Raw genomic sequence first — 23,110 nt, forward strand, 5'->3', positions numbered from 1 at the left:
CAGTCAGCAGGCCGCGCCCGCCCGCCGGGAACCGATCTGCTCCGCCAAGCCACGCCAGTTCTTCTGTCGTGGCTTGTTGGTTTTTGCCGTAACTGCGCGGCACAACAGAAAGCGAGGCACTGAATAGATGACCGCATTGGTTGGCGTGATCATGGGCTCCAAGTCAGACTGGTCCACCTTGAGCCATACGGCCGATATGCTTGAGCAACTGGGTATTCCCCACGAGGTCAAAGTGGTGTCTGCACACCGTACGCCGGACCTGCTGTTCCAGTATGCCGAAGAGGCTGCGGGCAGGGGTATCGAGGTGATCATCGCTGGCGCTGGCGGCGCGGCCCATCTGCCGGGCATGTGTGCGGCCAAGACCCATTTGCCGGTGCTCGGCGTACCGGTGCAGTCGTCGATGCTCTCGGGTGTCGACTCGCTGTTATCCATCGTGCAGATGCCGGCGGGCGTGCCAGTGGCAACACTGGCCATCGGCAAGGCCGGAGCGATCAACGCCGCGTTGTTGTCGGCGAGCATTCTCGGCGCCAAGCATCCGCAATTTCACCAGGCATTACAGGATTTCCGCACCCGGCAAACCGACAAGGTGCTGGATAATCCAGATCCCCGCGATACGGCACAGGGCTGAGGACACACACATGAAGATTGGCGTAATCGGTGGCGGCCAACTGGGCCGCATGCTCGCACTGGCAGGCACCCCACTCGGCCAGCAATTCGCGTTCCTTGATCCGGCCCCGGACGCCTGCGCGCAAGCGCTGGGCGAGCATATACGCGCCGACTACAGCGATCGTGATCACCTGCGTCAACTGGCCGACGAAGCAGACGTGGTTACCTTCGAGTTCGAAAGCGTTCCCGCGGAGACGGTGGCTTTTCTCTCGCAGTTCGTGCCGGTGTTTCCGAACGCCGAATCCCTGCGCATTGCCCGCGACCGCTGGTTCGAGAAATCCATGTTCCAGGATCTGGACATTCCCACCCCCGAGTTCGCGGATATCCAGTCCCAGGAAAACCTCGAGGCGGCAGTCACGCGGATTGGTCTGCCCGCGGTGATGAAGACACGCACCCTGGGCTATGACGGCAAGGGTCAGAAAGTACTGCGCCATCCCGAAGATGTAGCCGGCGCCTTTGCCGAGTTGGGCAGCGTGCCCTGCATCCTCGAGGCCTTTGTGCCGTTTCAGGGTGAGGTCTCGCTGATTGCAGTGCGCGGACGCGACGGCGAGACAGCTTTCTACCCGCTGGTGCTCAATGTTCACGACAAGGGCATCCTGCGCCTGTCTGTGGCCAGCTCCAGCCATGCGCAGCAGGATCTGGCCGAGGATTACGCCAGGCGGGTGCTGGAGAAGCTGGATTATGTTGGCGTGCTGGCGTTCGAGTTTTTCGAAATCGACGGTGGTCTGAAAGCCAACGAGATCGCTCCCCGCGTGCATAACTCAGGGCACTGGACCATCGAAGGCGCCAAATGCAGCCAGTTCGAGAATCACCTGCGCGCCATCACCGGACTACCACTGGGTTCCACCGCCAAGGTAGGTGAAAGCGCGATGCTCAACTTTATAGGCGAGGTGCCGCCAGTGGAGCAGGTCACGGCGATAGCTGATTGCCATTTGCATCACTACGGAAAGGCGTTCAAGGCCGGACGCAAGGTGGGCCATGCGACGCTGCGCTGCGCCGACAACCAGGCCCTGGACGCACGGATCGCAGAGTTACAGGCGCTCATCGGCGTCTGAAAGATAACCGGAGCCCGGCATGCGTTCTTACTGGTTGTGTATTTTCCTGCTGTTGCCGCTCTGGCTCGAGGCTGCGCCGCGCACGGTCGATTGGCTGGATCTGCTGCCTCAGGAAGATTACCAGGCAATGCTCGACATGCCCGAGATCGGCCACGAAGGCACTGAGGAGCTCCCCGGCGACTTCAGCTCCAGTATGCGTCAGCGCGACGAAAACCTGCCTGAGGTGATGTACTCAACGCGTGTGGTATCCGAGCTGGACGGCGAGGAACTGCGCATAGCCGGCTATCCGGTCCCCCTGGAAAGCAACGCTGCCGGGCTCTACACGAGCTTTTTCCTGGTGCCCTATGCCGGCGCCTGCATCCACGTTCCGCCGCCGCCGCCGAACCAGATCATTCTGGTGGACTATCCGCGGGGTATCGCAATCGACGATATCTACGAACCCTTCTGGATGAGCGGAAAACTGAACATCGATCAGACCAGCAATGAACTCGCCGATGCCAGCTACCGGTTTGAGGCCGACAAGGTGTGGGTTTACGACGGCGAATGAAATGGCATTTGGCTATCCCCCTTACGGGTGGGTTACGGCTGCATGTAATCCGTTATGCTAGACCTCTGATCCAATACTAACCGGGAGTTCTGATGGAGTTTTTCAGATGGAATCGCTGATTGGTTTTGCGGGGCTGGCTGTACTCATCGTTGTCTATCTGCGGCGCTGGCTGTTGCGAAAAGAGATACCGGCACAGCAGGCGACGTCCTTCAAGGGAGAACTGTTTACCGTCGGCCAGGCTACGATCGCCCGCAGGACCACGCGACAACCAGCCCGCGCCAGCGTTATCGTCATGCCCGGCTTCATGGAAAATTTCCTGTACTTTACCGAATACTATGCCGACCCGGATTTGGAGCTGATACTGATTACCAGCGCCGACTACCACGTTCCTGTGCTCGATAAGCGGCCGGTCGTTCCCGCCTGGAGCCACGAGCCCAAAGCAGCACCCGGCTCCATCGCCTACGATGCCGAAGTTCTCAACATGGCCCTGCGCAACCTGGTGACCACCGCGAACGTGCGCGTGCACGGGCATTCCCGAGGCGGCGCAGTCACCCTGGAAGCAGCACGCCAGGAGCCCGGCCTGTTCGAGAATACCGAGGTAATTCTCGAGGCCCCGGTGCTGCCCCAGGGCAAACCCTATGCACCTCTGCCGCCGGTGGCACGCTGGTTTCTGCCTTTTTTCCTGCCCCTGTGGCAACAGCAACCTATCTCTCCGCGCAACCGCGCGGTGTGGGGTCCCCTGGAAAACCCCCGCAAGCGCGAGCTGATCATGGGTTTGCCATTCAATCCACGCCATTGTTCCACCATGGTCGCCAACCTCAAGGACATGACGCACTGGATGGACAATACCGGCAGCGAAATCTATCAGCACGTCAAACGCGGAGCGGTCCTCGTTCCCGGCAAGGATCGGGTTCTGCAGGCCGATGCGATGCGCGCCAGTGCGCAACAGGCGGAGAATCTCCAGGTCATCGAGATCGAAGGCGGCAGCCACTTCGTGATACCGGACAATCCCGACTCAATACCCCCACTGTTAACCGGCTGACCCTTGGCCTACCATTTCGACCCAGTGGGTATCGTGCATTCGTGCTTTCATGAGAAGTTTGCGATACCCCGCCAGCCCAGCCTCGCGCCTGCCGCCCGCGGCATTCTGGAATTACTACCCCCATACGACCAGCCGGAAGCCACAGCAGGGCTGGAAGGTGTCAGCCACTTATGGCTGCTGTTCGTGTTCCATGCCGCCTCTTCTGGACCCCAGCACCTCAGGGTGAGGCCTCCAAGACTGGGCGGTAACCAGCGCATTGGCGTTTTCGCCAGCCGCTCGACGCATCGCCCCAATCCCATCGGCCAGTCAGTAGTGCGCCTGGACGCAGTGGAGCAGGGGAAACTGCTGATCTCCGGAATCGATCTTCTGGACGGCACACCCGTGCTCGATATCAAGCCATACCTACCCTATGCAGACAGCCTGCCACACGCGCACAACGCGATGGCCGACACTGCCCCCCAGTTGATATCGGTCGCCTGGAAGCCCGTTGCCTGGCAGGCTGCCCGCGAGCACGCCCAGCGCTTGCAGCAGCCTGTTATCGAGCTTATCGAACAATGTCTGGCCCAGGATCCCAAGCCGGCCTACCAGCAGCCCCAGCCAGAGCGCGAATACGGAGTCCGCTTCTGGGACCTGAACGTGCGCTGGCATTACCCGCATGCCGGTTGCATCCAGATTGTGTCGATCGAACTGCAGTCGATAGCCACGGCCTGAGCCGCTGTCTGGACACCCTGCACTGGGTATCGGTCAGGGAGGCGACCAGCTCGCTCCCAGCAGCTATACTCTTTCCACCTCTGGAAGGCGGGCGACTACTCTTGTTTTATTACTCCCCCATGCTGCTGGGATTATGCCTGCTGTTTGCCGTGGCGATTGCGGCGACAGCCCTTTGGCGTATGTCCCGCCCCTATTCCGGCCCAGGGTTCTGGATGGCCGGCAGCTGGTCACTGATCGTCGGTATCCTGCTGTTTATCGGCTTCATCCTCACCGGCAGCCCGACATTGAATGTGCTGGGCAACGCTGGCCAATTGGCCGGTGAGGCGCTGTTCCTGCTGGGCATTTTCCGCTTCATGGACCGTGCGCTGCCCTGGTGGATAGTGCCCTTGAGCGTCAGTCTGATGATCCTGTTCAACATCCACTACTGGATGTTCGAGGGCAATTCGGACTTCCTGATGGGGGTCTATTCGACCATCGCAGGCCTTCTGCCGGTTCAGGCAATCTGGCTGCTATTGCGTGAAAAGTCCGACCCGGCCACCCGTCCGGCCCGCCTGCTCGTGGGTATAAGCCTGCTGGTGTACTCAACGGTCACACTGCTACGCGGGTACCTGGGATACCGCAACTGGTGGAACGACGCGCCCTACATTAATCCCTATGAGTCGTTCAGTTATCTGTTGCCTTACAATTTCGCCATTCCAGCGCTGGTGATGGGCTTTATCGGGGTAACGCTGATGACCATGCAGCGCATCCTTGCCAACAGTGAGCAACATGCCCAACGCGCCCGCCGGAGTGCCATGCGGTTCGAGCGTTTGCTGGGAGCCTCCACATCTGCTGTCATGATTGTCAGAGCCGGGCTGATCCGCGATGCCAACATGCGCCTGGAGCAACTCAGTGGTCTGCCACGCGAACGCCTGGTTCAACAGCCAGTGTTGACCCTGTTTCCCGAGCGCAACCAGAAGCTCATCGCACAGCACCTGTCGCGTCCTCATGCCTGCCAGCTGGATACAGAAGCACTGCATGTCAGCGGTCAGCAATTTCCTGCCGAAATCAGCATTGCGCCCCTAGGCGATGAAAGCCATGACCTGGTAGTGGAAATGCGTGACGTCAGCCATCGCAAGGCACTCGAAGAACAGTTGCTCCTGCTGGCAACGCAGGACTCGCTGACCTCGGCCCTGAACCGTCGCGCCTTCAACGCCGAGGCTCAATTGGCGCTGAAACGGGCGGCTCGCTATCAACGCCCACTAACTCTGGCAGTACTCGATCTGGATCACTTCAAGCGCATCAATGACGCCTATGGCCACCTGGCTGGCGATTTGGCGTTAAAGCGGTTCGCCGAGCTGTGCCGCAACGTGTTGCGTGAAGGGGATATCTTCTCGCGCTTCGGAGGTGAGGAGTTCGTGTTACTGCTTGCCGAGACAGATGCCAGCGCCTCTATGCTGCTGCTGGAGCGGCTCAGAAAGGAAGTGAGCGAACTGGTCCTGGAGCACGGACCCGATCATTTCGGCGTGCAGGTAAGCGCCGGCCTGTCGGAGTGGCAGCCTGGGGATACCCTGGACAGTCTGTTCAAGCGCGCCGATCAGGCACTGTATACGGCAAAATCGAGCGGACGCAATCGGGTAATTCCATGGACAGGCACCACCGCCGAGATTGCTACGGATATCTGATTGCAGCCTGATTGCCCTGAGACACGGCAGACCGTGTGAGCAACTGTGCTAGGCTTGGCGCTCCCTTTATCCGAGGATATGGCTTGATGTTCGATCTTGGTCATGTAGCGCTACTGATACTCGCCGTCGCAGCGGGTTTCTGGTGGTGGCGCACGCTGGGGCTGCGCGATCGAGCCCTCGCTCAGGTACGACAGCATTGCCGGCAAGCCGACGTACAGCTACTCGATGAAAGTATCTACCTGAACAAGATACGTCTGGGTCGCAGTAAAGGTCTGCGTTTGGCTCTGGTGCGCCGCTATGGCTTCGAGTTTACCGTCACCGGCGAGCGCCGCTATGACGGTTATATCGAGTTCCATGGCTTCAGGCCTCGACACGTTGAACTTGCGCCACATCCTTTCCCGGGCGGCGGGCCCGACGCTGCAGACGGCTCCTTCGGTCAACGGCTGCACTGAACCCTTGGTACTGGTTCCACGTGGAACCCTCCGTTGGCAACCGGTATGCTGACGCGATGAGCGAATCCATGGCGATTGAACATATTCCGGCCCATCTGATTGCCGGCCCCTTGGGATCCGGCAAGACCACGTTGCTTGGGAATCTGCTGCGTCAACGTCCGGAGAATGAGCGCTGGGCGATCCTTATCAATGAGTTTGGCCAGATAGGCATCGATGCCGCGCTGTTGCAAGGCGACGCTGCAGGCGTGCAGCTGGCCGAGATCCCGGGTGGCTGTCTGTGCTGCGTTAATGGCGTGCCTTTCCAGGTCGGCCTGGCCAGGCTGCTGCGTCGTACGCGCCCGCACCGGTTGTTTATCGAAGCCTCGGGGCTGGGGCATCCCCAGGAGCTGATGCGACAACTGGCTTTGGCACCCTGGCAGGGCGTGCTTGCATTGCAGCCCCTGCTGATGGTGCTTGATGCGCCCCGCCTGCTGGCCGGCTTCAGTCTGGGCGCGGCGCAGCAACAATCACTGGCCATGGCCGGGCTTGTGGTCCTGAACAAGGCAGAAAACCTGGTGCCGGATGATTGCACCAGCCTGATCAGGCAGATGCAGCCGGTGCCGGCGCTTTGCTGTTCACATGGAGCTCTGACGCTGGCACAACTGCCGCTCGCTCCCCTTCCCGACGCATGCGCAACCGCGCCGTCATTGCCCGAGGGACCACTGCCTGCTGGCGAGATGTGGCGGAGTACGAGCGACTGGCACTGCCGTGAACAACAGCTCGATAACCAGCGCAGTATCGGTTGGAAAATGCACCCCGCCGAGGTTTTCGATCTTGCTGCCCTGCGTGCATGGTTCAACAGCTTCCCCTGGCAGCGGGCCAAGGCAGTAATGCATACCGATCAGGGCTGGCTAGCTCTCAATGGCCTGCACGGCGAAAAGACGGACTGGCAGCCGAGCGACTGGCGCCGTGACAATCGACTGGAGCTGATAGCGCCGGATGCGGGCATGCCATTGCGTCCGCAGCTGGAAGCCGCCCTGCGCGCCGCAGTGATCAGTTCGTCTATCCCTGACCCGAGGAAGTCATCATGAGATCCTGTTCCTTTTTTTTCGCCCTGGCTCTGTCGGCCATCAGCTCCCATGCCTTGGCCCAGGCATGTGTAATCACTTCCAGTGACAAAGAATTGCCGATCCGCATGTGCCAGCAGAACATCAGTATTCCCGAAACACTTTTCACCAGCAGCTTCTGCCAGCCGCAGATACCCGATCGCAGTTTCAATATCGATTTTGTGCGGAATTGCCCGTCAGGTGCCTATGGCATATGCCGGGGCGCCAAGGCTGAAGGGATCGCCTACGAGCAGTCGATCCACTATTACAGCGATGCAGCCGACGCGCCCGTACTGGCAGCCTATTGCGAGAAGATCAGTAAGGGAACCTGGCTCGAACCAGAAGCGGAATAAGACGAGCTAGCGGCGCGGTGGCGGCCGATCAGTCAGTGCACCCAGGTCCAGCTTCTGTCCGACTGCCAGGCCCAGACGCTGAGCGGTGCCGGCCGGCACCTCGAGGACAAAACGCAATGCTTTCTGCGCATGGTAGATCTCGCAGGGCATAGCCGGACAGGGCGGTACTTCAGGGAAAATCCGGGCTATGACGCCGCTGTCGTCGATGTACACCAGATCCAGGCTGATAACCATATTGCGCATCCAGATCGCCGGTTGCGTACCTGTGGGAAAATCAAACAGCATTCCGGTGCCGCCCGGTAGCCGTTTGCGGCCCATCAATCCCTGTCGGCGATCGTCGGGATCCGCCGCATATTCCAGCTCGAAGCGCTCCCCGCCCAGATCAAGCACCATACGTTCCAGATGTGTGGTGGCGTGAGCTGTAACAAGGCCGCCGAGCAGGGCAAGGCAAAATAACCAGCCTGATAGTTTCCGCCGCATCAGAGGTTGTCCTTGAGTAAATTCTGATAAACCATATTGGTCAGGTAGAGCCTATCCTTCTCATGCAGATCGACAAACTCGACACCAGTTGCTACCAGTCCCTTGTTGCTGTCGTCCTGGCTGACGGCGCGGACCTTGCCCTTGATGGTCAGGTAGACATCCAGGCCGGACGGATTGATCCGGAACGCCAGGGTTACATCATCGTCCTTGTCTGCCACCGGCTGCGGCGAAACCATGCGTGCACCACCCCAACTCAGATCTACGATCTTCGCTGCCCCCCTGCCCCGCGGTGCTACCACCGACGTGACCAGTTCAACTGGCACCCGTGCGGAGGCGCGTATGCGCATCGATTGCACTGATTCCGGATAAGCGAGGTGGAGGTAGGGAAAAGGCGAAAGGTTGGATTTCAGAACCCGGGTCTTGTATGCCACTGCATCCTTGCCGACAAAGCCACGAACCAGGAACTGCTGGCCTTCCTTGATAAACACCAGTTTGCCCTGGGCTGTGGGACTGGTCACCAGGATGCTGACAGGCGCATGGAAACCCAGCATTTTCACCTGATAGCGCTCAGTATGCGTGGTATGCAGGGTCTGCAGCTGAACCATATCACCCGGTGCCAGCTGGACACTCGCAAGCGTGGAGATCTGCATCGCATGTGCAGCCGGGGTATCCTCCTCCTCGGCCTGCTTATCCTCGGCGGCGCTGGGCTCCGGTGCGGCTCGAAAGACATCCGATTTGAACAACTGTTCGAGCACTGGCTGATCGTCGATGATACAGGACTGCTCCATCAGTACCTGGCCATCGCGGTCCACCAGATCCCACGGCAAGGGATGCCCGAGGTGAATGTCTTTTTCCGTGAGAGGTATCAATGTCACCCCAGATCTCCATAACCTGCACGCAGTAGGAGCACAATGTAGCACAGTGCTGCTACTGCGTTACGCCGCTTATGCGCGATTCAGGAATAGATATCGGCACGAGTCCAGGGCAGGTCATGATGGCCATCGGGGAGAGGCTTGACCGCCAGGATCTGGTGAATATTGATCCAGTTCTTGCGGAAACCATAGGCGCAGCCGGCGAGATAGATGCGCCAGATCCGCAATGCCTTGTCCGAAACAAGTTTGCTGGCTTCATCAAGCGAGGACTCGAGATTGTTGCTCCAGTGCTCCAGCGTCAGCGCGTAATGCTGCCGCAGGCTTTCAACATCAACTACCTCCAGACCCTGTTCGGACATTTCGGCTACCGCCGTCGACAGGTGGGGTAGCTCGCCGTGGGGGAAAACATAGCGTCCGATGAACTTGCCGGCACCGCGCCCGACCGGTCGACCGTCGGTATGTCTGGCGGTAATCCCGTGATTCATCACCAGCCCACCGGGTTTGACTTGTTCATGCAGGATCCGAAAATACTCGCCGAGGTTGGCGTGCCCGACGTGTTCAAACATACCCACGCTGACCACTTTGTCAAAGTCTCCCAGCCCCGGCAGATCGCGGTAATCCTGCAACGCCAGATCTATTGCATCTCCCAGCCCCGCTGCGGCGTTCATCTCGCGCCCCAGGTCGAGCTGTGCCTGACTCAGGGTAATGCCGTAGACGCTCACACCGTAATGCTTGGCCGCGTATCGGGCCAAGCCGCACCAACCGCAGCCGACATCAAGCAGCCGTTCACCCGGCTTGAGCCGAAGCTTGCGGCACAGGTGATCGAACTTGTTCAGTTGAGCCTGCGCCAGGCTGTCTTCGGCGCTGTGAAAGTAGCCGCAGGAATAGGCCATCTCGGGGTCCAGCCAGAGCTGGTAGAATTCGTTGGAGAGATCGTAATGGTAGGAAATGGCCTCGGCATCGAGCGCCTTGTCATGGGCCGTGCGTTGCTGCACCGGGGCTGGCTCGTCGATCGCCGCATTCATGCTCAACTGGTCGGCGATCGCCATCACATTCATGATGGGTCCCTGGATTTCAAGCCGATGATCTACATAGGCTTCGCCCAGCATGTCCAAACTGGGGTGGGACAATTCAGCCAGAAGCTCAGGGTCGAGTATCTCTAGAGTAATAGCCGGATTGGGCCCAAGATCCACGCTAGGTCCATTATTGATTGCCAGCCGCAGCGGCAGCTGCAGTTTACTCAGGCTATCGGAAAATTGTGCCAGCATGGGTAGTCTCCGCCGTGTGTTCCTGTTGTTGTATATAGGACACAGGCGGCGGATTTCTGTTCAAACTATAAACAATGCGCCCGTTACTTCTTGGCTGGACGCTGCCAGTTTTCGATCAAGCGCTGGCGTGTACGCGCGACCGCAAGGGCACCGGCCGGAACATCCTGGGTAATAGTCGATCCGGCACCGGTGGTTGCGCCTGCACCGATTGTCACCGGAGCGACCAGCGCGGTGTTGGAACCGATGAATACACCGTCGCCGATCTTCGTGACGAACTTGTTCACTCCATCGTAATTGCAGGTAATGGTGCCGGCACCGATATTGACCTGCTCGCCAATCTCCGCGTCACCGACATATGACAGATGATTGATCTTCGAACCAGCGCCGATATTGGCTTTCTTGGTCTCGACGAAGTTACCCACTTTGGCTCCGCGATCCAAGCGTGTGCCTGGACGCAGCCGAGCATAGGGTCCGATATCGCACGCCTCGCCGACATCTACACCTTCTAGATGGCTGAAGGCTTTTATTAAACTCCCACTGCGTATGGTGCTGTTACGAATGACGCAATGGGGGCCTATCTCGACGTCGTCCTCGATCGTTACCTGACCTTCCAGCACGACATTCACATCGATAAAGATATCGCGTCCGACCACCAGCTTGCCACGCACATCGAGCCGCTCTGGGTCAGCCAGCGTAACGCCTTCGGTCATCAGCCGCAGTGCCTCGCGCTGTTGCCAGGTGCGCTCAAGCACAGACAGCTGCTGACGGTTATTGGCGCCCATCACCTCAAGTTCGTCTTGCGGATTCGCCACCTCGATCGCCACCTTGTTGGCAACCGCCAGGGCCACCACATCGGTAAGGTAATATTCGCCCTGGGCGTTATCGTTTGACAGGCTCTCGAGCCAGTTGGCAGCCTGCTCGCCAGGTAATGCCATGATGCCGGTATTGGCTTCAGTAATCAGCAGGTGCTCTGCGCTGGCGTCCTTCTGTTCCACGATCGCCTGAACCTCTCCTGCCGGATTACGCACAATACGGCCATAACCGGTAGGGTCGACCATGGTGACAGTCAGCAAGCCAAGCGTTTTTTTACCCGCCTGCTCACTGAGCTTGCGCAGGCTGTCCGTTCTGAGCAGGGGTACGTCTCCGTAGAGCACGAGTATCTGCTCAGCGCCCGTGGTGTACGGTACCGCCTGCGCTACTGCGTGACCGGTGCCCAATTGCTGACCCTGCAATACCCAGTTCAGGTCGGCGGCGTCCAGGGTTTCGCGGACTTTCTCGGCGCCATGGCCAATAACCACGTGAATATGTCGCGGCGACAACGCCCGCGCGCAATCAATAACATGCCCCAGCATGGATTTGCCGGCGACAGGATGCAGAACCTTGGGGAGCGCAGAGCGCATGCGGGTGCCTTGACCGGCAGCGAGAATGACGATGTCCAATATCATAGGGGAACCATAGCTGGATAAACGTAGGGTGATGATAGCAAATTTCTGTTATTGCCCGGCGGGTGTGGCCTGCGAAGAACAGGTACAAAAAAGGCAGCCTGAGCTGCCTTTTTCATCATTGCTGTAGCAGTGATCAGGACGGAGTCCGACCACCGTACTTCTTGCGCAGTTCCTGGACGGTACGCAGCTGCGCTGCGGCCTCGGCCAGACGAGCAGATGCAGTGCCGTAATCGAACTCGGAACCCTTCTCGCTCAATGCCTTTTCTGCGGCTTTCTTTGCTTCTTCGGCTGCAGCTTCGTCAATGTCGCCGGCGCGGACGGCCGTGTCGGCAAGCACCTTGACCATGCCCGGCTGAATCTCGATGAATCCGCCAGAGATGTAGAACACCTCTTCGCTGCGATCCTGCTTGATCACCCGAACCGGACCCGGCTTGAGGTCGGTGAGCAACGGCGTGTGGCCGGGCAGAATACCCAGGTCACCCATGTTCCCGTGTGCCACGACCATTTCGACCAGGCCTGAAAACAGCTCTTCTTCCGCGCTAACGATATCGCAGTGCACTGTCATAGCCATTTCATTGCCTCGATTCTGCGCCCGTTTGCACGGGCGCTCGCATTACATTTTCTTCGCTTTCTCGATGGCTTCATCGATGGTGCCGACCATGTAGAACGCCTGCTCGGGCAGGTGGTCGAACTCGCCATCCAGAATGCCCTTGAAGGCACGGATGGTGTCCTTGAGCGAAACGTACTTGCCTGGTGCACCGGTAAAGACTTCGGCAACGAAGAAGGGCTGCGACAGGTAGCGCTGGATCTTACGAGCGCGGGCTACCAGTTGCTTGTCTTCTTCAGACAGCTCGTCCATACCCAGAATCGCGATGATGTCCTTCAGCTCCTTGTAACGCTGCAGAACATACTGTACGCCGCGGGCCGTATCGTAGTGCTCCTGACCAATCACCTGGGGATCCAGCTGACGGGAAGTGGAGTCCAGCGGATCTACCGCAGGATAGATACCCAGGGATGCGATATCACGGGACAGTACCACGGTCGCGTCAAGGTGGGCGAAGGTGGTGGCTGGCGAGGGGTCAGTCAAGTCGTCGGCTGGTACGTATACCGCCTGGATCGACGTGATGGAGCCCTGCTTGGTGGAGGTGATACGCTCCTGCAGAACACCCATCTCCTCCGCTAGAGTCGGCTGATAACCTACCGCTGAAGGCATACGACCCAACAGTGCGGATACCTCGGTACCGGCCAGGGTGTAACGGTAAATGTTGTCGATGAACAACAGTACGTCACGACCCTCGTCACGGAACTTCTCGGCCATGGTCAGACCGGTTAGAGCAACGCGCAGACGGTTACCCGGCGGCTCGTTCATCTGACCGTAAACCAGGGCTACCTTGTCCAGTACGTTGGAGTCCTTCATCTCGTGGTAGAAGTCGTTACCCTCACGAGTACGCTCACCCACACCGGCGAACACGGAATAACCGCTGTGCTCGATCGCGATGTTACGGATCAGCTCCATCATGTTTACTGTTTTACCTACACCGGCACCACCGAACAGACCTACTTTACCGCCCTTGGCGAACGGGCAGATCAGGTCGATAACCTTGATGCCGGTTTCCAGCAGTTCGTTGGAGCTGGCCTGTTCCGCGTAGGAAGGCGCCGGGCGGTGAATGCCCCAACGCTCTTCTTCACCGATCGGGCCGGCTTCGTCAATCGGGTTACCCAGCACGTCCATGATCCGGCCCAGGGTCTTGACCCCAACCGGTACGGAAATGGCTGCACCGGAGCTGCTTACGACCAAGCCGCGCTTGACACCTTCGGTGGTACCCATGGCGATGGTCCGTACAATGCCATCACCGAGCTGCTGCTGAACTTCCAGGGTCAGACCCTTTTCGTCAACCAGCAACGCGTCATATACCTTCGGCACACCGTCGCGTGGGAATTCCACGTCGATGACGGCACCGATGATTTGAACGATACGTCCGCTACTCATGTTTGGTTCCTCTAAGTGGTATGAAACCGCTATCGTCTGGCCGGGTCTCAGGAGACCGCGGCGGCGCCGCCGACGATTTCCGAAATTTCCTGGGTGATCGCAGACTGACGAGCCTTGTTGTAGATAAGCTGCAGGTCGTCGATGATATCGCCCGCATTGTCAGTCGCATTCTTCATCGCGATCATACGTGCCGCCTGCTCGCTGGCGTTGTTCTCGATCACTGCCTGATAGACCTGCGATTCGATATAACGGGTCAGCAGACCATCGAGCAATTCACGCGCATCCGGCTCGTAGACATAGTCCCAGTGACCCTTGAGTTCCTCTTTGTCAGCAGGAACCAGCGGAATCATCTGCTCCACCTTGGGCTGTTGCACCATGGTGTTGACGAATGCGTTGGAGACCAGATACAGACGATCGATCCGACCCTCGTGATAACCATCAAGCATGACCTTGACGCTACCAATCAGATCGTTCAGCGAGGGTTGTTCACCCAGATTGCTGATCGAAGCGACCACGTTACCGCCGTAACTACGGAAGAACGTCTGGCCCTTGCTGCCGATCACGCACAGCTCGGTTTCGACGTTACGGTCACGCCACTCTCTCATGTTCGTGATAAGAGCCTTGAACAGGTTGGTGTTCAGGCCCCCGCAAAGACCACGATCCGTACTCACCACGATGTAACCTACCCGTTTGACTTCACGCTCTTGCATGAACGGGTGACGGTACTCCGGGTTGGCATTGGCCAGATGGCCAATGACCTGACGGATACGCTCAGCGTAGGGTCGGCTGGAAGCCATGCGCTGTTGTGCCTTGCGCATTTTGCTTACCGCCACTTTCTCCATGGCGCTGGTGATCTTCTGAGTACTCTTGATACTCGAAATTTTACCGCGTATCTCTTTTGCGCCTGCCATGTCTCACCTTTCAGGTTAGCCTGCGGCCAGATCGCACGAAGCGGAGCCTGACTTTGTCAGACCCCGCAATCGGCTTACCAGCTCTGGGTCGCCTTGAAGTTCTCGATGCCAGACTTGATACCGGCTTCGATCTCGTCGTTGTAATCGCCCTTCTCGTTGATCTTGGCAACCAGATCAGCCTTGTCGCGCTTGAAGTACGCCAGCAAGCTCTTCTCGAACGCGCCGATCTTGTTCATCTCGACGTCGGTCAGGAAACCTTTCTCGGCTGCGTACAGGACGATGGCCATCTCGGCAACCGACATGGGCGCGTACTGCCCCTGCTTCATCAGCTCGGTAACGCGTTGACCGTGCTCCAGCTGCTTGCGGGTAGCCTCGTCGAGGTCCGAAGCAAACTGGGCGAAGGCCGCCAGTTCCCGATACTGAGCCAGCGCGGTACGAATACCACCGGACAGCTTCTTGATGATCTTGGTCTGCGCTGCACCACCTACCCGAGATACCGATACGCCGGCGTTAACGGCCGGACGGATACCTGCGTTGAACAGGTTGGATTCCAGGAAGATCTGACCATCGGTGATTGAGATCACGTTGGTCGGTACGAAGGCGGAAACGTCACCGGCCAGAGTTTCAATGATCGGCAGAGCCGTCAGCGAACCGGTCTTGCCTTTCACTGCACCGTTGGTGAGCTTCTCGACGTAGTCTTCGGAGATGCGTGATGCGCGCTCCAGCAGACGGCTGTGGAGATAGAACACATCGCCGGGATAGGCTTCACGGCCTGGCGGACGGCGCAGCAGCAACGAGATCTGACGGTAGGCAATAGCTTGCTTGGACAGGTCATCATAGATGATCAGCGCGTCTTCACCGCGGTCACGGAAGTACTCGCCCATGGTGCAGCCGGAGTAAGGTGCCAGGAACTGCAGAGCAGCCGGCTCGGAGGCCGAGGCCGCAACGACGATGGTGTTGCTCATCGCGCCGTGCTCTTCCAGCTTGCGTACGACGTTGGCGATGGTCGACTGCTTCTGACCGATTGCCACGTACACACACTTGATACCGGAATCTTTCTGGTTGATGATCGCGTCGATCGCAATGGCCGTCTTACCTGTCTGACGGTCACCAATGATCAGCTCACGCTGGCCACGGCCGATCGGGATCATGGCATCGATAGACTTGTAACCGGTCTGTACCGGCTGGTCTACCGACTTACGCCAGATCACACCTGGCGCCACTTTCTCGACTGCGTCAGTCATCTTGGCGTCGATCACACCCTTGCCATCGATCGGGTTACCCAGCGCGTCAACAACGCGGCCAAGGAGTTCCGGACCGACCGGGACTTCGAGAATACGACCGGTACATTTGGCGGTCATGCCCTCGGCGAGGCCCAGGTAGTCGCCCAGTACCACCGAACCCACGGAGTCACGCTCCAGGTTCAGTGCCATACCGTATACACCACCGGGAAACTCGATCATTTCACCGTACATCACATCAGCAAGGCCGTGAATGCGCACGATACCGTCAGAAACGCTGACGATGGTGCCCACGTTCCGGGCCTGCGAAGACACATCGAGTTTCTCGATGCGCTGCTTGATAATTTCGCTAATTTCGGAAGGATTCAATTGCTGCATGCCATGTCCCTCAAATCAGGATTTCAACGCCTCGGCCAGCTTATCCAGCTTGCCGCGGACCGAACCGTCGATGACCAGGTCACCCGCACGAATCAACACACCGCCGATCAAGGCCGGGTTGATGGTCACATGAGGAGTTACTGTCCGGTCTAACCGCTTAGTTAGTGCGGTTGCCAGCGTTTTCTGTTGATCGTCGCTCAGCTCGAAGGCGGATTCCACCTCGACCACTATGCTCCGATCGTGTTCTGCCTTGTGCTGCTCGTAAAGCTCGGCAATTACCGGGATCAAGGGCAAACGGTCATGCTCGGCAAGCGTTCTGACATAATTGCCGAACCCTTCGTCGATATGACCCTCGCACACCATGAGCAGGTCTTCCGCCTTGCGCTCATCGGTCAAGCCGGGATTGCGCATCCTCTGAGCAAAAGCATCATCCTCGACCGCCGCCGCCGCCAACGCCAGCATGCCCGACCAGGCATCCAGCGTATTGGCGGCAGAAGCGAACTCGAACGCTGCCTTCGCATAAGGTCGAGCTAGCGTGTTGATAGTAGCCATCGCTCGCCTCGCTTAGAGTTGTGCGGCCAGTTTGTTAACCAGCTCACTGTGTGCCTTGGAATCCACTTCGGATCCCAGAATCTGCTCGGCACCCTGCACAGCCAGTACGGCTACCTGGGCACGGAGTTCATCCTTGGCGCGATTTACTTCCTGTTCGATCTCAGCCTTGGCGGCTGTGATCAGGCGATCACCTTCGGAACGTGCCTGGTCTTTCGCTTCCTCGATAATGAGGTTGGCACTCTTGTTCGCCTGCTCGATGATCTGAGCAGACTGTTCCTTGGTCTCACGCAGGGTCTGGGAAGCTTTCTCCTGGGCTAGGTCCAGGTCACGCTGGGCGCGGCCAGCCGCATCCAGGCCTTCGGCGATTTTTTTCTGGCGTTCCTGCATGGCCTGCGTAATCGGCGGCCATACGTACTTCATGGTGAACCAGACAAAAATAGCGAAGGCAATCGTTTGACCAAACAGCGTCAGATTAATATTCACAGCGATTTACCTCGTGCTATTCGTTGAGTCCCGGATATGTCGATCCAGATGATGTACCGCCGGGGCACTTACCAGAAGTAGCCCCCGCGGAGATCAAACTGGATTAAGCGGCAACGCCAGGAGCAACAACGAAGATCAGGTACATCGCGATACCAACACCGATCATCGGCACGGCGTCGAGCAGACCGGCCATCAGGAAGGTTTTGGTTTGCAGCTGCGGACCCAGCTCAGGCTGACGGGCTGTGGATTCCAGAAGCTTGCCACCCAGCAGGGCGAAGCCGATACCGGTACCCAGAGCGCCCAGACCGATCATGATGGCGGCAGACATGATTACGAGTTCCATAATTACTCCTAAAGTTCAAGGTTGCAGTTCAAGGTTGGTTATTGATTGAACACGGTTCGAGTGCGTCAGTGAGCATCCTCATGAGCAGCACTCAGGTACACCACAGTCAACACCATGAAGATGAAGGCCTGCAGCGGAATTACAAGAATATGGAAGATGGCCCATGGCACGTTCAGCCCCCATTGGAGGTAGAAGGGTAACAGAGCGATCAAGATAAACACTACTTCACCGGCATACATGTTGCCGAAAAGTCGCAGTGCCAGGCTCAAGGGCTTGGTCAGCAGGCCGAGGATTTCAAGGAACAGGTTGAAGGGAATCAGAGCCCAGTGCTTGAACGGCGTGAACGAGAGCTCCTTGATGAAGCCGCCGAAGCCCTTCACCTTGAAGCTGTAGAAAATAATCAGGATGAACACACCCAGGGAGATACCAAAGGTACCATTGGGGTCAGCGGTCGGAACGATCTTGAAGTAATCCAGACCCAAGGCATGGGCCAGACCCGGGATGTAATCCACCGGTATCCACTTCAGCGAGTTCATCAAAAATACCCAGACGAAGATCGTCAGGGCCAGCGGGGCGACCAACGCGTTACGGCCATGGAAGGTGTCCTTGACCACGCCTTGCACAAACTCGACAACCATCTCGACCATGTTCTGCGTCTTGCCCGGGATTCCCGCCGTGGCTTTCTTGGCCACCATGCGGAAAATGAACAGGAACACCAGACCCATGAAGACCGACCAGCCCAGGGTATCGATGTGGAATGCCATGAAACCCATGTCGGTCGCTTCCGCGCCACTCTTGGCCAGCGTCCAGGTAGCCTGTTCGACCACAGTGCCATCGGCACGTACATACTCGGCCGGCAGCTTACCGTAAGTCAGGTTCTGCAAATGGTGCTGGATATAATCCGCTGAAGAAGTTGCCATATTTGCCTCTAACTCAATGCTTTTGAAAACGTCGGACGATGAGCAATGCGCTGGCCCCCACTGCCAGTACCGCGAGATAACCGATGAACACCGCGGTTGGCTCCAGGGGTTTTACACCTACCCACACCAGCACAAAAAGTGCGGCTGTCAAAATTATCTTGCCGGCTTCGCCGGAGTAGAACTCCTTGACGATGGCCCTCGCCGAGCGGGCTCCGCTGTAGCGGTACACCCGATAGGCAAAATAGGCATTGGGGAGCAATGCGATCAGCCCCCCGAGCAAACCGGAATAACCGGCCACTGGACCCTGGAAAAACCACAGGATCAGGGCTGCCAGCACGGCAACCACAGATTGCAAACTCAGCACCGGAAAGGCAGGTAACTGTCGAAACGGGGTCTTGTTGGGTGTTCTTGCGTCCATCCACCCGCCTCGCTTTGATGACCTGTAGCTTCTTTTCGAGTCGCTGACTGCAACACACTGGTGCATTTACACCAGCTAAAATAGCGCGAGGAGTATAGGTTGAATAAAGATCAGGTTCAACAGCAACTGGCCAAATGCCGCTGGATCCGCCAAGGTTGGCCGGATCAGCGTTATTTGATATGCATCAGCACGCCATCGAGTTCATCCAGCGAACTGTAACTGATCACCAGCTTGCCCTTGCCCTTGGCGCCATGCTGGATACTCACCGACGCACCGATGCGTTCAGCCAGATCCTGCTCCAGTCGCTCAATATCGGGATTGACGCGGGTGTCTCCGGGATCACGCCGGGGGTTGAGCCACTGCCGAACCAGTGCTTCGGTCTGGCGTACGGTCAAGCCCTTGGCCACTACCTGACGCGCCGCCTGGGTCTGTTGTTCGGCGGGCAGTCCGAGCAGGGCCCGGGCGTGGCCCATTTCCAGGTCGCCACGTTCAAGCAGGAGTTTTACGTCATCAGGGAGCGACATCAGGCGTAACAAATTAGTAATACTGACGCGGGATTTACCCACCGCGTCGGCTACCTGCTGCTGGGTCAGTTCAAATTCCTGCTGTAGGCGCTGGAGTGCGATGCCTTCCTCTATCGGATTGAGGTCTTCGCGCTGGATGTTTTCGATCAGCGCCATGGCGATGGCGGCTTCATCGGGTACATCGCGAATCACCGCCGGAATGGAATCAAGACCTGCCTGCTGGGTGGCACGCCAACGCCGTTCGCCAGCGATGATCTCGTAGCGACCATCGGCTATCGGCCGCACCACGATAGGTTGCATGACGCCCTGAACGCGGATCGAGTTGGCAAGCTCTTCCAGTGCCTGCGGGTCCATGTCCCGGCGCGGCTGATATTTGCCTCGCTGGATCAGATCAACCGGCAAATCCTTGAGCTGCTGTTCCTGACTTTCTGCTTCCTGTCCGGTACTGCCGGGCTGGCCCAGCAAAGCATCGAGTCCCCGCCCCAAGCCGCGTTTCTTGACCGCCATGCGTCTATCGTCCTTTTTCTTTTAGTCGTTCGCGTTCGCCAGGGCGGCTGCCCGGGCGGCCTGCTTGTTGCGCCGCACCACTTCACCGGCCAGGGCGAGGTAAGCCACCGCGCCACGCGATTGCTTGTCATAGCTCAATGCCGGCATGCCGAAACTCGGCGCTTCAGCCAGTCGCACGTTACGCGGGATAACCGTCTGGTAGAGCTTGTCACCAAAGTGGCTGGTCAGCTGCGCCGATACGTCCAGCGTGAGGCTGTTGCGCGGGTCATACATGGTACGCAGCAGCCCCTCGATCTGCAGGCTGGGGTTTAGTACCGCAGCGATTCTCTGAATGGTATTGACCAGTGCTGACAGACCCTCCAGTGCATAGTATTCGCACTGCATCGGAATAATGACCGCATCTGCAGCCACCAGGCCGTTGACGGTCAGCATGTTCAGTGACGGCGGACAGTCGATCAAGACAAAATCGTAGGCATTGCGTGCCGAGGCAAGCGCATAGCGCAGCCGGCTTTCCTTCATTTTCATTGCCAGCAGTTCGACCTCGGCCGCGGTAAGGTCGCCGTTTGCCGGCAGCAGATCATAGCCACCATTCTCGGACCGCTGCATGGCCTGCTGGAAATCGCAGCGGTCGGTAATCAGCTCGTAAACGGAGTTGGTCAGACCTGCCTTGTCGATCCCGCTGCCCATTGTGGCGTTACCCTGGGGATCGAGATCCACCAGCAGCACCTTGCGCTTGGTTGCCGCCAGCGAAGCTGCCAGGTTGATACACGTGGTGGTCTTGCCGACACCGCCTTTCTGGTTGGCTATTGCCAATACCTTGCCCACAATGACCTCCTATCCGTTCAAAGTCTGAACCCGGCGCCGTAGAATCAGCAAATGCCGGTTGCCCTGGCAACCGGGTACGTTCAACCGGGTACTCTGATCTACTTCGAAGTCGACCGGCAGGGCTGCCAGCTCCTCTTCCGGGTATTGTCCCTTCATCGCCAGCCAGCGCGTTCCGGCATGACTCAGGTGACGGGTCATCTGGGTAAAATCGGCGACTGAGCTGAATGCTCGGGAAACAATACCATCAAAGGCGGTTTCGGTCTGGAACGCTTCAACCCTGCCCTGGGTTACCTGCAGATTTTCCAGCCCCAGCTCCAGCTTTACCTGGGTCAGAAAGCGGGTTTTCTTGCCGTTGCTGTCAAGCAGCAGGAAGCGAGAATCCGGGCGCATGATGGTCAGTATGATACCTGGCATACCCCCGCCGCTGCCTACATCGAGCCAATGTTCACCTTCGACGAACGGAAGGATACTCAGGCTGTCGAGCAGGTGTCGGCTGACCATCTCGTCGGGATCACGCACGGCTGTCAGATTGTAGGCCTTGTTCCATTTGTACAGCAGGGTCAGATAATCGAGCAACTGACTGCTCTGCGTGTCTGTCAGGGTGATGCCCAGTTCGGCAGCTCCGGTGGACAGTTCGGCAGCGTGATCGGACATGTTTATCAGGCCTCTTGCACAAGGCTGCTACTGGCTGCGCCGCGTTTCTTCAGATGAATCAGCAAAAGACTCACAGCAGCTGGAGTTACACCTGGGATACGCGAGGCCTGTCCCAGCGTCTGCGGCCTGACATCGGCAAGCTTGTGTTTTATCTCGTTGGACAGCCCATTGAGAGCCAGATAATCCAGGCTCTCAGGAATGGCTGTCTGCTCGTTCTGCCGCAGACGATTGATCTCATCCTGCTGCCGATCGATATAACCGGCGTACTTGGTATGGATCTCGACCTGTTCGGCGGCATCGGCGGGTATATCGACCTTGCCGGTCAGTTCGCACAGCGTGTTGTAGTCCACTTCGGGACGGCGTAGCAGGTCGAGCAAACTGTATTCATGAGTCAGTGGCGTGGCGAACTTCTCGGCAAACGCCTTGCCCATGTCACTGGCCGGCTGCACCCAGGTGCTACGCAGACGCTGATGTTCGAGGTCTATAGCTTCGCGCTTGGCACTGAATACGGCCCAGCGATGGTCATCGACCAGACCCATTTCACGCCCCTTCTCGGTCAGGCGCAGGTCGGCGTTGTCTTCGCGCAGTACCAGCCGGTATTCGGCGCGGGAGGTAAACATCCGATAGGGTTCGCGGGTCCCCATGGTGATCAGGTCGTCGACCAGCACACCGATGTAGGCTTCGTCGCGACGCGGACACCAGGCTTCCTGATCAGTCGCTCGCCGAGCGGCGTTCATACCGGCCAGCAGGCCCTGGGCAGCAGCTTCCTCGTAACCGGTGGTACCGTTGATCTGACCGGCAAAGAACAGGCCATCGATCACCTTGGTCTCCAGCGAGTATTTCAGGTCCTGAGGGTTGAAGTAGTCGTATTCGATCGCGTAACCGGGGCGCAGGATATGCGCGTTTTCCATCCCCTCGATGGACTGCACGACCTGCAGCTGTACGTCGAACGGCAGCGAGGTGGAGATACCGTTGGGGTATAACTCATGGGTGGTCAGACCCTCGGGCTCGATGAATACCTGGTGCTGGTTCTTGTCAGCGAACCGGTGAATCTTGTCTTCGATCGAGGGGCAGTAGCGCGGGCCGATACCTTCGATCACACCGGTGTACATCGGCGACCGATCGAGATTGTTGCGGATGATCTCGTGGGTACGCTCGTTAGTGTAGGTGATCCAGCAATTGACCTGCTGTGGATGCTCCTCGACCTTGCCGAGGAACGACATGACCGGTAGCGGGATATCACCCGGTTGCGCGGTCATCTTGCTGAAATCCACTGAGCGACCGTCGATACGCGGTGGTGTTCCGGTCTTCAGTCGGTCGACGCGCAGCGGCAATTCACGCAGCCGCTTTGCCAGTGTGGTGGCGGGCGGATCGCCGGCACGGCCGCCGGAATAGTTATCCAGACCGATATGAATCAGGCCACCAAGGAAAGTGCCAGTGGTCAGTACCACGTTGCTGGCGTGAAAGCGCATGCCCATCTGAGTCACGACGCCACAGACCTGATCATTTTCGACAATCAGATCATCGCAGGCCTGCTGGAATATCCACAGGTTGGGCTGGTTCTCAAGAATCTCGCGAATCGCCGCCTTGTACAGAATCCGGTCGGCCTGAGCCCGTGTGGCTCTTACGGCAGGGCCCTTGCGGCTGTTCAGCACCCGAAACTGGATGCCGGCAAGATCGGTTGCCCGGGCCATGGCCCCGCCGAGCGCGTCGATTTCCTTGAC

The 23,110-nt window shown here is 58.3% G+C and carries 26 protein-coding genes; 9 read left to right on the plus strand and 17 right to left on the minus strand.

Annotated elements, in window-relative coordinates; translation table 11 throughout:
• Nucleotides 1–127: 127 nt before the first annotated feature.
• From purE to ABYA88_RS09890, 9 genes are all read left to right on the plus strand, one after another.
• Nucleotides 128–628, plus strand: a complete 501-nt coding sequence (gene purE, locus ABYA88_RS09850; protein WP_373186986.1) for a 5-(carboxyamino)imidazole ribonucleotide mutase — start codon at nucleotides 128–130, stop codon at nucleotides 626–628.
• Between the two features lie 10 nt (nucleotides 629–638).
• Complete coding sequence (locus ABYA88_RS09855) at nucleotides 639–1,721, plus strand: 5-(carboxyamino)imidazole ribonucleotide synthase (RefSeq protein WP_373186987.1); 1,083 nt, start codon at nucleotides 639–641, stop codon at nucleotides 1,719–1,721.
• 19 nt (nucleotides 1,722–1,740) lie between these two features.
• On the plus strand, nucleotides 1,741–2,268 hold the full coding sequence (locus ABYA88_RS09860; RefSeq protein ID WP_373186988.1) for a DUF3299 domain-containing protein: 528 nt from the start codon (nucleotides 1,741–1,743) through the stop codon (nucleotides 2,266–2,268).
• A gap of 106 nt (nucleotides 2,269–2,374) precedes the next feature.
• On the plus strand, nucleotides 2,375–3,310 hold the full coding sequence (locus tag ABYA88_RS09865; protein WP_373186989.1) for an alpha/beta hydrolase: 936 nt from the start codon (nucleotides 2,375–2,377) through the stop codon (nucleotides 3,308–3,310).
• A gap of 3 nt (nucleotides 3,311–3,313) precedes the next feature.
• A complete protein-coding gene (gene tsaA / locus ABYA88_RS09870) occupies nucleotides 3,314–4,021 on the plus strand; it encodes a tRNA (N6-threonylcarbamoyladenosine(37)-N6)-methyltransferase TrmO (RefSeq protein WP_373186990.1) in 708 nt (235 codons plus the stop codon).
• Nucleotides 4,022–4,122: 101 nt separating this feature from the next.
• Nucleotides 4,123–5,685: a diguanylate cyclase gene (locus ABYA88_RS09875; protein WP_373186992.1), complete on the plus strand. Its 1,563-nt coding sequence runs from the start codon at nucleotides 4,123–4,125 to the stop codon at nucleotides 5,683–5,685.
• A gap of 86 nt (nucleotides 5,686–5,771) precedes the next feature.
• On the plus strand, nucleotides 5,772–6,137 hold the full coding sequence (locus ABYA88_RS09880; RefSeq protein ID WP_373186993.1) for a DUF3301 domain-containing protein: 366 nt from the start codon (nucleotides 5,772–5,774) through the stop codon (nucleotides 6,135–6,137).
• Nucleotides 6,138–6,205: 68 nt separating this feature from the next.
• Entirely contained in the window at nucleotides 6,206–7,207 is a 1,002-nt protein-coding gene (locus tag ABYA88_RS09885; protein WP_373186995.1) for a GTP-binding protein, read from the plus strand.
• Nucleotides 7,204–7,575, plus strand: a complete 372-nt coding sequence (locus ABYA88_RS09890; RefSeq protein ID WP_373186997.1) for an NADH:ubiquinone oxidoreductase — start codon at nucleotides 7,204–7,206, stop codon at nucleotides 7,573–7,575. The genes ABYA88_RS09885 and ABYA88_RS09890 overlap by 4 nt, the downstream gene beginning before the upstream one ends.
• Before the next feature lie 6 nt (nucleotides 7,576–7,581).
• On the opposite strand, the gene ABYA88_RS09895 is transcribed toward ABYA88_RS09890, so the two are convergent.
• From ABYA88_RS09895 to mnmG, 17 genes are all read right to left on the minus strand, one after another.
• Complete coding sequence (locus tag ABYA88_RS09895; RefSeq protein ID WP_373186999.1) at nucleotides 7,582–8,055, minus strand: DUF192 domain-containing protein; 474 nt, start codon at nucleotides 8,053–8,055, stop codon at nucleotides 7,582–7,584.
• A complete protein-coding gene (locus ABYA88_RS09900) occupies nucleotides 8,055–8,930 on the minus strand; it encodes a flagellar brake protein (protein WP_373187001.1) in 876 nt (291 codons plus the stop codon). Before ABYA88_RS09900 ends, ABYA88_RS09895 begins: the two co-directional genes overlap by 1 nt.
• 80 nt (nucleotides 8,931–9,010) lie before the next feature.
• On the minus strand, nucleotides 9,011–10,195 hold the full coding sequence (gene cfaB / locus ABYA88_RS09905; protein ID WP_373187003.1) for a C17 cyclopropane fatty acid synthase CfaB: 1,185 nt from the start codon (nucleotides 10,193–10,195) through the stop codon (nucleotides 9,011–9,013).
• An 83-nt stretch (nucleotides 10,196–10,278) separates the two neighbouring features.
• Nucleotides 10,279–11,640, minus strand: coding sequence for a bifunctional UDP-N-acetylglucosamine diphosphorylase/glucosamine-1-phosphate N-acetyltransferase GlmU (glmU, locus tag ABYA88_RS09910; RefSeq protein WP_373187005.1), 1,362 nt, complete (start codon nucleotides 11,638–11,640; stop codon nucleotides 10,279–10,281).
• A 133-nt stretch (nucleotides 11,641–11,773) separates the two neighbouring features.
• Entirely contained in the window at nucleotides 11,774–12,211 is a 438-nt protein-coding gene (locus ABYA88_RS09915) for a F0F1 ATP synthase subunit epsilon (RefSeq protein WP_373187007.1), read from the minus strand.
• Between the two features lie 42 nt (nucleotides 12,212–12,253).
• On the minus strand, nucleotides 12,254–13,630 hold the full coding sequence (atpD, locus tag ABYA88_RS09920) for a F0F1 ATP synthase subunit beta (RefSeq protein ID WP_373187009.1): 1,377 nt from the start codon (nucleotides 13,628–13,630) through the stop codon (nucleotides 12,254–12,256).
• Nucleotides 13,631–13,677: 47 nt separating this feature from the next.
• The gene (gene atpG / locus ABYA88_RS09925) at nucleotides 13,678–14,541 is read right to left on the minus strand and encodes a F0F1 ATP synthase subunit gamma (protein ID WP_373187011.1); all 864 of its coding nucleotides are present in this window, start codon (nucleotides 14,539–14,541) and stop codon (nucleotides 13,678–13,680) included.
• A 74-nt stretch (nucleotides 14,542–14,615) separates the two neighbouring features.
• A complete protein-coding gene (gene atpA / locus ABYA88_RS09930; RefSeq protein WP_373187013.1) occupies nucleotides 14,616–16,160 on the minus strand; it encodes a F0F1 ATP synthase subunit alpha in 1,545 nt (514 codons plus the stop codon).
• A 15-nt stretch (nucleotides 16,161–16,175) separates the two neighbouring features.
• Nucleotides 16,176–16,712 (minus strand): F0F1 ATP synthase subunit delta, encoded by a 537-nt coding sequence (locus ABYA88_RS09935; RefSeq protein WP_373187015.1) that lies wholly within the window; start codon nucleotides 16,710–16,712, stop codon nucleotides 16,176–16,178.
• Nucleotides 16,713–16,724: 12 nt separating this feature from the next.
• Entirely contained in the window at nucleotides 16,725–17,195 is a 471-nt protein-coding gene (locus tag ABYA88_RS09940; protein WP_373187017.1) for a F0F1 ATP synthase subunit B, read from the minus strand.
• Nucleotides 17,196–17,298: 103 nt separating this feature from the next.
• Complete coding sequence (gene atpE / locus ABYA88_RS09945; RefSeq protein WP_150276449.1) at nucleotides 17,299–17,538, minus strand: F0F1 ATP synthase subunit C; 240 nt, start codon at nucleotides 17,536–17,538, stop codon at nucleotides 17,299–17,301.
• Nucleotides 17,539–17,603: 65 nt separating this feature from the next.
• Nucleotides 17,604–18,458 carry a F0F1 ATP synthase subunit A gene (atpB, locus tag ABYA88_RS09950; RefSeq protein ID WP_373187019.1) on the minus strand — a complete coding sequence of 285 codons (855 nt, stop codon included), beginning with the start codon at nucleotides 18,456–18,458 and terminating at the stop codon, nucleotides 17,604–17,606.
• 13 nt (nucleotides 18,459–18,471) lie between these two features.
• Entirely contained in the window at nucleotides 18,472–18,876 is a 405-nt protein-coding gene (locus ABYA88_RS09955; protein ID WP_373187021.1) for a F0F1 ATP synthase subunit I, read from the minus strand.
• Nucleotides 18,877–19,046: 170 nt separating this feature from the next.
• The gene (locus tag ABYA88_RS09960; RefSeq protein WP_373187022.1) at nucleotides 19,047–19,907 is read right to left on the minus strand and encodes a ParB/RepB/Spo0J family partition protein; all 861 of its coding nucleotides are present in this window, start codon (nucleotides 19,905–19,907) and stop codon (nucleotides 19,047–19,049) included.
• Between the two features lie 21 nt (nucleotides 19,908–19,928).
• On the minus strand, nucleotides 19,929–20,732 hold the full coding sequence (locus tag ABYA88_RS09965) for a ParA family protein (protein WP_373187024.1): 804 nt from the start codon (nucleotides 20,730–20,732) through the stop codon (nucleotides 19,929–19,931).
• A 9-nt stretch (nucleotides 20,733–20,741) separates the two neighbouring features.
• Complete coding sequence (gene rsmG / locus ABYA88_RS09970) at nucleotides 20,742–21,386, minus strand: 16S rRNA (guanine(527)-N(7))-methyltransferase RsmG (protein WP_373187026.1); 645 nt, start codon at nucleotides 21,384–21,386, stop codon at nucleotides 20,742–20,744.
• 5 nt (nucleotides 21,387–21,391) lie between these two features.
• Nucleotides 21,392–23,110: tRNA uridine-5-carboxymethylaminomethyl(34) synthesis enzyme MnmG (gene mnmG, locus ABYA88_RS09975; protein ID WP_373187028.1), on the minus strand; the 1,719-nt coding region annotated here is incomplete at its 5' end.

The sequence above is a fragment of the Halopseudomonas sp. genome (genome assembly GCF_041579695.1).
GTDB lineage: Bacteria > Pseudomonadota > Gammaproteobacteria > Pseudomonadales > Pseudomonadaceae > Halopseudomonas.

What these genes read in the sequence shown, in the direction of transcription:
- purE (WP_373186986.1), top strand. Translation starts at nt 128, where the DNA reads ATGACCGCATTGGTTGGCGTGATCATGGGCTCCAAGTCAGACTGGTCC.
- ABYA88_RS09885 (WP_373186995.1), top strand. Translation starts at nt 6,206, where the DNA reads ATGGCGATTGAACATATTCCGGCCCATCTGATTGCCGGCCCCTTGGGA.
- ABYA88_RS09935 (WP_373187015.1), bottom strand. Translation starts at nt 16,712, where the DNA reads ATGGCTACTATCAACACGCTAGCTCGACCTTATGCGAAGGCAGCGTTC.
- ABYA88_RS09865 (WP_373186989.1), top strand. Translation starts at nt 2,375, where the DNA reads ATGGAATCGCTGATTGGTTTTGCGGGGCTGGCTGTACTCATCGTTGTC.
- atpB (WP_373187019.1), bottom strand. Translation starts at nt 18,458, where the DNA reads ATGGCAACTTCTTCAGCGGATTATATCCAGCACCATTTGCAGAACCTG.
- ABYA88_RS09960 (WP_373187022.1), bottom strand. Translation starts at nt 19,907, where the DNA reads ATGGCGGTCAAGAAACGCGGCTTGGGGCGGGGACTCGATGCTTTGCTG.
- atpG (WP_373187011.1), bottom strand. Translation starts at nt 14,541, where the DNA reads ATGGCAGGCGCAAAAGAGATACGCGGTAAAATTTCGAGTATCAAGAGT.
- ABYA88_RS09890 (WP_373186997.1), top strand. Translation starts at nt 7,204, where the DNA reads ATGAGATCCTGTTCCTTTTTTTTCGCCCTGGCTCTGTCGGCCATCAGC.
- ABYA88_RS09915 (WP_373187007.1), bottom strand. Translation starts at nt 12,211, where the DNA reads ATGGCTATGACAGTGCACTGCGATATCGTTAGCGCGGAAGAAGAGCTG.
- ABYA88_RS09880 (WP_373186993.1), top strand. Translation starts at nt 5,772, where the DNA reads ATGTTCGATCTTGGTCATGTAGCGCTACTGATACTCGCCGTCGCAGCG.
- atpD (WP_373187009.1), bottom strand. Translation starts at nt 13,630, where the DNA reads ATGAGTAGCGGACGTATCGTTCAAATCATCGGTGCCGTCATCGACGTG.
- cfaB (WP_373187003.1), bottom strand. Translation starts at nt 10,195, where the DNA reads ATGCTGGCACAATTTTCCGATAGCCTGAGTAAACTGCAGCTGCCGCTG.
- ABYA88_RS09855 (WP_373186987.1), top strand. Translation starts at nt 639, where the DNA reads ATGAAGATTGGCGTAATCGGTGGCGGCCAACTGGGCCGCATGCTCGCA.
- glmU (WP_373187005.1), bottom strand. Translation starts at nt 11,640, where the DNA reads ATGATATTGGACATCGTCATTCTCGCTGCCGGTCAAGGCACCCGCATG.
- ABYA88_RS09895 (WP_373186999.1), bottom strand. Translation starts at nt 8,055, where the DNA reads ATGCGGCGGAAACTATCAGGCTGGTTATTTTGCCTTGCCCTGCTCGGC.
- atpA (WP_373187013.1), bottom strand. Translation starts at nt 16,160, where the DNA reads ATGCAGCAATTGAATCCTTCCGAAATTAGCGAAATTATCAAGCAGCGC.
- rsmG (WP_373187026.1), bottom strand. Translation starts at nt 21,386, where the DNA reads ATGTCCGATCACGCTGCCGAACTGTCCACCGGAGCTGCCGAACTGGGC.
- ABYA88_RS09955 (WP_373187021.1), bottom strand. Translation starts at nt 18,876, where the DNA reads ATGGACGCAAGAACACCCAACAAGACCCCGTTTCGACAGTTACCTGCC.
- ABYA88_RS09860 (WP_373186988.1), top strand. Translation starts at nt 1,741, where the DNA reads ATGCGTTCTTACTGGTTGTGTATTTTCCTGCTGTTGCCGCTCTGGCTC.
- atpE (WP_150276449.1), bottom strand. Translation starts at nt 17,538, where the DNA reads ATGGAACTCGTAATCATGTCTGCCGCCATCATGATCGGTCTGGGCGCT.